Raw genomic sequence first — 9888 nt, 5'->3', positions numbered from 1 at the left:
CGGTCGAGCAGACCGGCCAGCGCACCGAGAAGTCGATCTCCGAGATCGAGAGCCTTGCCGCGGCGACGCAACGCATCGACGGCGTGCTCAGCCTGATCCAGGCGATCGCCGAGCAGACCAATTTGCTCGCACTCAACGCCACCATCGAGGCCGCGCGTGCCGGCGATGCCGGCCGCGGCTTTGCCGTCGTCGCCCATGAAGTGAAGGCGCTGGCAGGACAGACCGCGAAGGCGACCGCCGATATCAGCGAGAACGTCGCGATGATCCAGGCCTCGACCCGCAACGCGGTCGACGCCGTGCGCGAGATCGGCGGCGCGGTGCGCGAGATCAACGAGGTCACTTCGGCGATCGCCGGCGCCGTCAGTCAGCAGGACGCCGCCACCCGCGAGATCTCGTCCAACGCGCAATCGGCCGCGCAGGGCAACGAGACGCTGGTCGCCAACATCACCTCGCTGCGCGATGCCATCGGCGAGACCGACACCGCGGCCGCCTCCGTCCTGACGGCGGCGAGCAGCCTGACGGAGACGGCGGACACGCTGTCGCGCGAGGTGGAGAAGTTCTTCCAGAACCTGCGCGCAGGGTCGGCGGACGGCCGCGTCGCCAAGGCGGGATGACGAAGCGTCCACCGTTCACAAAGCGCGATGGCGATTCATCCTAATCGCATCGCGCTCTAGGGCCGACGTGTTTCCTCGATCCGGGAACGCTGTCCTCCTTCGGCATAGCGTTCAGCCAACCGGCCCAGTGATCCAATCGTCGCCGGACAGCGGCTTGACCGTGACGTCAGGAATGACTCCAAGTTCCATGCTCGGGTCGAAGTGGCGCATCGTCCGCTCATTGAGGTCAATGATGCGACCGGGCCTGAGCGGCCCTACGTCGTTGATCTTGACGATGACCTTCTTACCGACGGCCTCGACGAGAGCATATTTCGGTCTTGCTCTAAATTGGATTCCACCAAATTTCTGACGCAAGCTCGTCTTGATGGCAGCCGTCCAAAGCGAGGGATCATAACGCTCCCCGGAGGCTGTGCTCGGGCCGCCCTCCTCCTTGCCGGGCTTGAACGGATTATACGTGGATGCTGCGCCAACGATCGCATCCCCAGAGGCGGCATCGACGACGGCACTTGAATGAACCCTACCTGTTTCGCTTCGAGCGACGGTCACAGAAACGACGAGCGCAATGAGGGCGCCGCAAATCGCGGCGCTCCAGCGGAACACCATTATATCTCCTTTGATTTTCTCGATCGTCCGGTTCACGACGCCGCAACATGGGCAAGCGAACGCGAAAGCGTTTCGGAACTTGCGCCAATCTTATGCGGATTCCAGTCAACCCTGGCTGCGGAACCGTTGTGGGAACCAGAGCAGTCCCCACACAGTGTTTTAGTTGTCGCCGTCTAAGACAAGGATTGCGTCAGCAGCATGACACCGAGAGCGGGGCTCGGCTCCGGACGTGCTCGGCGGCAAGCGCATTGCGCAACTTCCCAACAGCCCGAGACTGCAGGACACGTTGCATATCGTTGTTCGGCAACAGGAGGCTCCTCCTCCTACCCCATCACCCCGCCCCGCTTGATCAGCTCCTTGCCCACCGCCGCCAGATGCACCTGGTCCGGGCCGTCGCCGATGCGGATGAAGCGGGCGTAGACGTAGGCGCGAGCGAGGAAGGTGTCCTGGGAGACGCCGGCGGCGCCGTGAATCTGGATGGCGCGGTCGATGACGCGCGCGGCCATGCTGGGCACCACGATCTTGGCGGCGGCGATCAAGTCGCGCGCCGTCTTGTTGCCGTCGCGGTCCATCTTGTCGGCGGCTTGCAGCGTGAGCAGCCGCGCCTGCGCGATCTCGCAGAAGGAATGTGCGATGTCCTCGCGCACCGAGCCTTGCTCCGCCAGCGGCTTGCCGAAGGCAACGCGCGACACCGACCGCTGGCACATCAATTCGAGCGCACGCTGGGCGCAGCCGATCAGCCGCATGCAATGATGGATGCGGCCGGGACCGAGCCGCCCCTGCGCGATCTCGAAGCCGCGGCCCTCGCCGAGCAAAATGTTCTCCGCGGGCACGCGGACGTTCTCGTAGACGATCTCGGGATGGCCGCTAGGGGCGTCATCATAGCCGTAAGTGAGCATGTCGCGGACGATGCGCACGCCGGGCGTATTCCTGGGCACCAGGATCATCGATTGCTGGCGATGGCGGTCGGGATCGTCAGGCGCGGTCTTGCCCATCACGATCAGGATCTCGCAATCCTCGTTCATCGCGCCTGACGTGAACCACTTTCGCCCGTTGATGACGTAGTCGCTGCCGTCGCGTTTGATCTGGCACTGGATGTTGGTTGCGTCGCTGGAGGCGACCTGCGGCTCCGTCATCGAGAAGCCCGAGCGGATGCGCCCCTCCAGCAGCGGCTTCAGCCAGCGCTCCTGCTGCGCCTGGGTGCCGTAATTCGCCAGCACCTCCATGTTGCCGACATCGGGCGCCGAGCAGTTGAAGACCTCGGGCGCCCAGAGAATGCGGCCCATGATCTCCTTCACGGGCGCGTATTCGAGGTTTGTGAGCCCCGGCCCATGCTCGCCCGACAGGAACAGATTCCACAGCCCCTGCTCCCGCGCCATCTTCTTCAGATCTTGCAGCACGGGCGGCGTCCTGTAGCGCGAAGCTTCCGGCTTCACCTGCTCGTAATAGAGCTCCTCGACCGGCTCGACATGCGCTCGCATGAACTGGCGGACGCGCTCCTGCAGCTCCAGCGACCGGGCGGAGTGTTGAAAGTCCATGGGGGTCTCCTGTTCGCTTGGTCGCGCGTCAGTGTCGTAGTCGTAGGGTGGGCAAAGCGGAGCGTGCCCACGCATTCTCGCGACGGAGAGGGGTGGTGGGCACGGCGCAAGGGCGCCTTTGCCCACCCTACGATTTCGAGTTCGCGGAGAGAGCTCCCGCTCTCACGTCCCCTTCAGCAGCTCGCTCGCCACCACCCAATCGTTGCCATCGAACTGGAGCATGTAGCCGTCCTTGATCGGACGGAAATCCTGCGGCGTGGTGTTGAGGGTGATGCCCGGCATCAGCAGCGACAGGGGCACGTTCTTCAGATTGGACGCCTGCGCCATGATGTTCTCGCGCGTCAGATTGTCCTTGCACTGCCTAAGGAGCACCACCAGCGCTTCGGCGACGGTGTAGCCGTAAAGAGCGGCGACGTTGTTGATGTCGGCGTTGGGCAGGCGCTTCTTCATCAAGTCGATATAGGCCGTCATCGCCGGATCGTCCTTCGGCGTCTCGACGAACGGCTTGAGCGAACCGAGCGAGAGCACGCCCTTGCCGGCATCGAGCCCGGCCGGCACCATCACGGACGCCTTGTTGGCGCAGCCGCTCGCGAGGAAGCGCGTCGGCTGCCAGCCGGTTTCATGAGCCTTGCGGATCGCCTGCGCGCAGGCACGCGGGGTCACCGAATAGATCATGAAGACGTCGGCCTTGGTGCTCGCCAGCGTCAGCACCTGGGAATCGACGGTGGGGTCAGCGACCTCGAAGCTCGAGGCCATCGCGATCGCCTTGTCGGCGTCGGCACCGAGCGCCTCCTTGACGCCGCGTAAGTATTCCTTGCCGGCGTCGTCGTTCTGGTAGAGCACCGCAAAGCGCGCATTCGGGTTCTTGGCGCGGGCATAGGCGACGTCGATCGCGGCCTCGCTGGTGTAGTTCGGCGCCCAGGGCAGCGCCATCGACCAGGGCATGTTGGCGGGATCGTTCCACTTCGAGGCCGAGCTGATCAGGAAAAGCTGCGGCACCTTGTTGCTGTTGAGATATTTCGCGATCGCCGAGCTCGGCGCCGTCCCCATGGTCGCGAAGATGAAGGCGACGCCGTCGCCCTCGACCAGCCGCCGCGCCGCCTCCATGGTCTTCGGCGGCGAGAACGCGTCGTCGAGCGAGATCAGATTGAGCTTGCGGCCATTGACGCCGCCCTTCTCGTTGACCTCGTCGAAGTAGGCCGCGATCACCCTGCCGGTGATGCTGAGCGGCGAAGCCGGGCCGCTATAGGGCATGGTGTTGCCGATCTTGATCTCGGTGTCGCTGACGCCGGGACCGTAGGATTTTTGCGCGGCGGCAGGCGTCGACAGGCTCGCGGCAGCCAGTGCTGCGGCCAGGACCAAAGCGGCTTTCATGGTTTCTCCCCGGTGATGATCGCCGCACGATCCGGTCGCGCGGCGTGCTGCTTTTGTGTCAGCACGTCAGATCAGCGGAGTTCCGCAAGACGGTCTTGCGTCGAGTTGCTGGTGGCTAGCGACGCTGCTTCAGGCTGAAGCCCAAGGAGATCCAACCCGCGCCGGCCATGATCAGGTCGATGCCGAGGAACAGGCCGAGGATGTAGACGCTGTTCACCGGCCAGCGCGCGACGATCAAGAGGCCAAGCAGCAGCGTGATGGCGCCCGAGAGCGCGACCCACACCCACGGGCTTTCGCGCTTCATGCTGAAGGCGAGAAACAGCCTGACGGCGCCCGAGGCGATCAGCGACGCGCCGAGGAAGAGCGTCAGGAGCACTGCCGCGAACAGCGGATTCGCGAAAGTCAGAAAGCCAGCGACGACATAGAGCACGCCGAGCAAGGCCCAGACGAGAAACTTGCCCCAGCTCTTCACCTGGAACGCGCCGATGATCTCGGCCGCGCCGGCGACGATCATCATGGCGCCGACCACGATCACGCTCGCCACCGTCGCCATCACCACGCTGCCGAGCGCCACGAAGCCGGCGATGAGGTAGACGACGCCGAGCGCGACGATCCAGCCCCATTTGGCGTGCAGCGCCGCGATGCCCGAGCCCAGACTTGAAGGATGGGAGATATCCGAGGCACTTGTCATGACGGCCACTCCTGCATGGGAAGCCCCGCGAGCGCACGCCAGGATAGCACGGGCCACGCCGGGGCAACAGCCAGCTGAGCAGTCGCCGCGGGCAGCAACATTGACGCAAATCAAGATCGAGTGCGGCGTTTCAGGCGCGCGACCGCTCCATCTCCAGCTCGGCCTTGAGATTGTCGAGATCGCGATAAATTGAAGCAATCGCGAGGACGCGGCCGCCCTTGCGGTACTTCAGCAGGCAGTCCTTTCCGGAAATGCTGCCATCGATCGCGATGTCGTCAAAGCTCTCGGCGTGGCCGACATAGTTGATCGGCACGTCGTAGTGCTGGCTCCAGAAGAACGGCACGGCGTCGAAGCGTTCGCGCCTGCCGAGCATGTTGCGCGCCGCGGCCTGACCCTGCCGCTCCGCCACCACCCAATGCTCGACGCGAATGGTGTGCCGGGAATGCGGATCGGGCCAGCGGGCAATGTCGCCGGCCGCGAAGATGCCGGACACGCTGGTCTCCAGATATTCGCTCACGCTGACGCCACGGTCGGCCGCCAGCCCCGCCTGCTCGGCGAGCGCGAGCCGCGGCTTGACGCCGATGCCGACGACGACCAGGTCAGCTTCGATGACGGCGCCGCTCTTCAGCGTCGCGCGCATGCCGTCGAGGTTTTCCACCGTATCCTTCAGGTGGAAGATAACACCGTTCTCCTCATGCAGGGACCGGACGAAATCGCCCATCTCAGCGCCGAGCACTTTCTGCATCGGCCGCTCTTCCGGCGCGACCACGTGCACCTCGATCTTCCGCGCGCGCAAGGAGGCCGCAACTTCGAGGCCGATGAAGCTGGCGCCGATCACCAGCGCCCGCCTGGCACTCCCCGCCGCCTTGATGATGGCGCGGCTGTCGGCAACGGAGCGCAAGGTGTGAACATGCGGCTGGTCCGCGCCCGGAATCCGCAGTTTGACTGGCTCGGCGCCGGTCGCGAGCAGCAGCCGATCGAATGGGAGCTTGTCGCCATTGCCAAGCGTGACATTGCGCGTCTTCGCATCGATGGCGGAGACGTCGGTGTTGAGCCTGAGATCGATGCCAGCGTTCTGGTAATAGTCCTCATCGCGCAGCGGCAACCAGGCCTCCGGCGCGCTGCCCGCGAGATAATCCTTGGAGAGGTTTGGCCGGTCGACCGGCATCGCGCCGTCATTGCTGAGCATGGTGATGGCGCCGGCAAAGCCCTCGCGCCGGAGCGTCTCGGCGGCGGAAAAGCCAGCGGCACCGCCGCCGACAATGACGAATTTGTCCGGCGTCGGCGCGCTGCGATGTGCGGCCGGCGGCGTCAGTGCCTCTCGCTTGCGCCGAACGACGATGTTGTCGCGATCGCGGGTGACCTCCCATACCGCCAGCGCGTTCAACGCAGGCGGGCGGGTGGCTTCGCCCGTGCGCAAGGAGAAGCAGGCATGATGCCAGGGACAGCGGATGGTATCGCCCACCACCAGTCCCTCGGCGAGCGGACCGTGATAATGGCTGCAGGCCGGCTCGATCGCAAAAATTTCGCCGCCGGCCTGCACCAGAAGGACGTCTTCCTCCCCGACGTGACCGAGCAATTTGCCGTCCTTGAACGCGGTCAGCGATACGCCTTTGGTCAAGTCCGGTCCGTTCGGCTTGTTGTTCTCGGTCATGGCGCCGTCTCCTCGAGCTAGCGCGGGTCAATCGTCCGAATTGGCGAGCCCCAATAATTCCTGACGCGTCAGCGCATTGTCGCGGAACACACCCAGCATGCGGCTGGTGACGAGATCGGTCCCGGGCTTGTGCGCGCCGCGCGTGGTCATGCAGTGATGTGTCGCCTTGATGATGACGCCGACGCCTTCGGGCTTAAGCACGTCGTTGATGGTATTGGCGATCTGTGCGGTCATCTTCTCCTGGATCTGCAACCGTTTGGCGTAGACGTCCACCACGCGCGCAAGCTTGCTGATGCCGACGACGCGCCCCTGCGGAATATAGGCAACCCAGGCGCGACCGACGATCGGCGCCATGTGGTGCTCGCAATGGCTTTCGAAGCGAACGCCGCGCAGGACGATCATCTCGTCATAGCCTTCGATCTCCTCAAAGGTCTTTTGCAGGATTTCGGTCGGATCCTGCGCGTAGCCGGAAAAATACTCCTCGAAGGCACGTGCGACCCGGTCCGGCGTTTCGCGCAGACCGTCGCGCGCGGGATCATCGCCGGCCCAGCGGATCATAGTCCGGATCGCCTGCTCGACCTCGGCCCTGTCAGGCCGTTCGGCAGGCACCTGGGCGACCGCGACGCGCTCCAGCTTGCGCACCTGTGACTTCATCGAGATCCTCCCTGCAACGAGCCCGCATACAGAAGCGGCCCCACAGCTTGGACGGCTGCAATCGGAAAAGGTTCCCAGGATCAGGAAAAATGGGAAGGACGACAGACAATTCGGCCGCAAGACGAGAAACGGGCTCTATGAGGCCGCTTTCCGGACGTCGATCACCGCCTGCGCCCATTCGGCCGGCCGCTCCTGCGGCAGGTTATGACCGGCATCGGTGAAGACGCGGCGCTCGAACGAGCTCTCGAACTTGCGTGCGTGATGAGCGGTGCCGGGATTGACGCCGTCGCTGTCCCCGTCGATCGCGATGGCCGGGACGCGGATCGGCGGCTGCGCGGCGAGCCTTGCCTCGATCGCTGCGTAAGCAGGATCGCCCGCGACCAGCGCATAACGGTGGCGGTAGGAATGGATCACGACATCGACGAAATCAGGATTGTCGAAGGACACCGCGCTCCGCTCGAAGGTGGCATCGTCGAACGTCCATTTCGGCGACCACATCGACCAGAGCTGGCGCGCAAATCCGCGCCGGTTGCGCTCCAGCGCGCGGCGGCCGCGCTCGTTGTGGAAGAGATATTGATACCAGAGCGCGGCCTCCTCCGGCGGCGAGGCCGGCTCCATGGCGCGAGCGATGTTCTGGATGTTGTAGGAATTACCGGAGACGAGGCCGATCACGCGCTCCGGATAAAGCGCCGAGACCACGCAGGCCGCGCGTCCGCCCCAGTCATAGCCGCCGACCACCGCACGCGTGATGCCAAGCGCGTCCATGAAGGCCAGCAGATCGGCGCCGAGCGCCGCCTGCTCGCCGGAGCGCAAGGTCGACGCGATGCGGAAACGGGTCGGCCCATAGCCGCGCAGCCAGGGCACCAGCACGCGTGCGCCGGCTTGTGCAATGAGGGGCGCGGCCTCGGCATAGGCGTCCACGTCGTAGGGAAAACCGTGGCCCATGATGCAGGGCCAGCCATCCGGCGCGCCGTATTCGCGATAGGCGATGTCGAGGATGTCCGTGGCGATCGTTTTTTGTTGCATGGTTGCTCACGGCGTTTTGGAGGCTGTAGCCCGGATGAGCGCAGCGACATCCGGGACTTGGCAACACCGCACCCGGATATCGCTGCGCTCATCCGGGCTACAGCACCGCAAAGCCCGATTTATCTCTGCGGGCCGGACAGCGAGATGTCGCGCTCGGCGCGGAACACGTTGCTGTAGAGGTTGGCGATCCATTGCCGGCCGATCTCGGTCTTGTTGAGATAGCCGATCTCGGTCTGGATGTGGGGAGCGACGCTGTTCCAGTAGAATTGTGGATAGCGGTTCACGATGTCGGCAGGCGAATCGTAGCCGAGCTGGCGATTCATGCCGACCTCTTCGAACTCATAATACAGCGCGTTGGCCTTGCGCAGATAGTTGGGATCGCCGAGTTGGCCGATGAAGTCAGCCGCGCGCAGGATCGAGGCTTCGTCGTCATATTCCTGGCCTTGGCGGGCCGGAAAACGCGTGCCCTCGATGGCGCGGGCAACGCGCTCGGGATCGACTCCGGGAATATGCCGCAGCCGCCGCGTCACATAAAGCTTCGAGCGATCGACGTGATACATCATCAGGCTCGCATCCGATGCACCACGCGGCAACGAGATCTTGGTGTCGGCCGCGTCGATGACGAAGCCGTCGGAATCGTCCTCCTCGAACAGCCCGCGCACATAGCCGATGTCGTGGGCGAGGCAGGCGATCAGGACATGGACGTAGTCCTCAGCCGACAGGTGGGTATGAAGACTGCGGCCGCCGAGGATGGCCTGAGCCGCCAGCGTCACCAGCATCGTATGCTCGATATTGTGATAGAGCGCATCGCTGTTGCCGATGCATTCCATCGCGGTACGGGTCGCGCTCTCGATGATGTTGGCAGAAGTCTCATCGTACCGGCGACGCATGAACTTACCGAGGAAGCCCTCGAGGGATTCAGCCGCCAGTCTCGGTAAGGTTATCATGGATGCAGCCCCGTCCGCCGCTGGTGTCCCACGCTCTCTCCCGACGTCTCTCTCGTTCTCGACGCAAGCCAGCATAGCCCATCTTGGGCCGGCTGACCAAACCCTTGGCAACGCGATTATGGAAATATGTTACCGTTGTGCTATGCGACATCGCGGTTGCGGCAGCGGCCCGATACACCCTCGCGGCCGGCGCGGGAGCCCGCGTCTATTCCACCAGCAGCACGTCGACGGCGACGCCAAGCTTCTGCTTGGGCGAGCCGACGATGATGCCGTCGACGGGCGAGACGTCGGAGAAATCGCGCCCGACCGCAAGCACGATATGGTCGTTGCCAATCAGCAGATCGTTGGTCGGGTCGAAATCGACCCAGCCAAGCTCGGCCCCGCACCACAGCGACACCCAGGCATGGGTGGCATCGGCGCCTTGCAGGCGCGCCTGGCCCGGCGGCGGAATGGTGCGCAGGTAGCCGCTGACATAGGCCGCTGGCAGACCGAGCCCGCGCAGCCCTGCGATCATCACATGGGCAAAATCCTGGCAGACGCCGTGACGCTTGTCGAAAACCTCGCCGAGCGGCGTCGAGATCACCGTCGCCTTGGGATCGTAGCGAAACTCGGTGCGGATGCGATGCATGAGATCGACGGCGCAGGCGAGGATGCCCGCGCCGGGCGCAAAGCTCATCCCAGCGTAGGCGCTGACGGGACGCAGCACCGGCACCAGCGGGCTGGCAAAGACATAGCCGACCGGCGAGGCCGGCCCGAGGCTGGTCGCCTCGAAGGCGATATCGCGAAC

Annotated in this window: 10 protein-coding genes; 1 reads left to right on the top strand and 9 read right to left on the bottom strand. The window is 64.5% G+C overall.

What is annotated here, in order from left to right:
- On the top strand, window positions 1-614 hold a 614-nt coding region (locus MOV74_RS20830; RefSeq protein ID WP_246926169.1), incomplete at its 5' end, for a methyl-accepting chemotaxis protein.
- 111 nt (window positions 615-725) lie between these two features.
- Here the strand turns inward: MOV74_RS20830 and MOV74_RS20825 are convergent.
- From MOV74_RS20825 to MOV74_RS20785, 9 genes are all read right to left on the bottom strand, one after another.
- Entirely contained in the window at window positions 726-1217 is a 492-nt protein-coding gene (locus MOV74_RS20825; RefSeq protein ID WP_249796641.1) for a septal ring lytic transglycosylase RlpA family protein, read from the bottom strand.
- Between the two features lie 323 nt (window positions 1218-1540).
- The gene (locus MOV74_RS20820) at window positions 1541-2755 is read right to left on the bottom strand and encodes an acyl-CoA dehydrogenase family protein (protein WP_246926165.1); all 1215 of its coding nucleotides are present in this window, start codon (window positions 2753-2755) and stop codon (window positions 1541-1543) included.
- A gap of 162 nt (window positions 2756-2917) precedes the next feature.
- Window positions 2918-4129 carry an ABC transporter substrate-binding protein gene (locus tag MOV74_RS20815; RefSeq protein ID WP_246926163.1) on the bottom strand — a complete coding sequence of 404 codons (1212 nt, stop codon included), beginning with the start codon at window positions 4127-4129 and terminating at the stop codon, window positions 2918-2920.
- Window positions 4130-4244: 115 nt separating this feature from the next.
- A complete protein-coding gene (locus MOV74_RS20810) occupies window positions 4245-4820 on the bottom strand; it encodes an HdeD family acid-resistance protein (protein WP_246926162.1) in 576 nt (191 codons plus the stop codon).
- A gap of 130 nt (window positions 4821-4950) precedes the next feature.
- Window positions 4951-6474: an FAD-dependent oxidoreductase gene (locus tag MOV74_RS20805; RefSeq protein WP_246926161.1), complete on the bottom strand. Its 1524-nt coding sequence runs from the start codon at window positions 6472-6474 to the stop codon at window positions 4951-4953.
- Window positions 6475-6501: 27 nt separating this feature from the next.
- Window positions 6502-7128: a GTP cyclohydrolase I FolE gene (gene folE, locus MOV74_RS20800; RefSeq protein WP_246926160.1), complete on the bottom strand. Its 627-nt coding sequence runs from the start codon at window positions 7126-7128 to the stop codon at window positions 6502-6504.
- A 135-nt stretch (window positions 7129-7263) separates the two neighbouring features.
- Window positions 7264-8154 carry an alpha/beta fold hydrolase gene (locus tag MOV74_RS20795; protein WP_246926158.1) on the bottom strand — a complete coding sequence of 297 codons (891 nt, stop codon included), beginning with the start codon at window positions 8152-8154 and terminating at the stop codon, window positions 7264-7266.
- Between the two features lie 119 nt (window positions 8155-8273).
- Window positions 8274-9101: an HD domain-containing protein gene (locus MOV74_RS20790; protein WP_246926157.1), complete on the bottom strand. Its 828-nt coding sequence runs from the start codon at window positions 9099-9101 to the stop codon at window positions 8274-8276.
- 205 nt (window positions 9102-9306) lie between these two features.
- Window positions 9307-9888 (bottom strand): transglutaminase family protein (locus tag MOV74_RS20785; RefSeq protein ID WP_246926151.1); only part of this gene is annotated, 582 nt, incomplete at its 5' end.

Origin of the sequence: Bradyrhizobium sp. SHOUNA76 (assembly GCF_023006445.1) — a bacterium.
In the GTDB taxonomy this organism is placed as follows: Bacteria; Pseudomonadota; Alphaproteobacteria; order Rhizobiales; family Xanthobacteraceae; genus Bradyrhizobium.
This window is presented reverse-complemented; position numbering and strand designations above follow the sequence as displayed.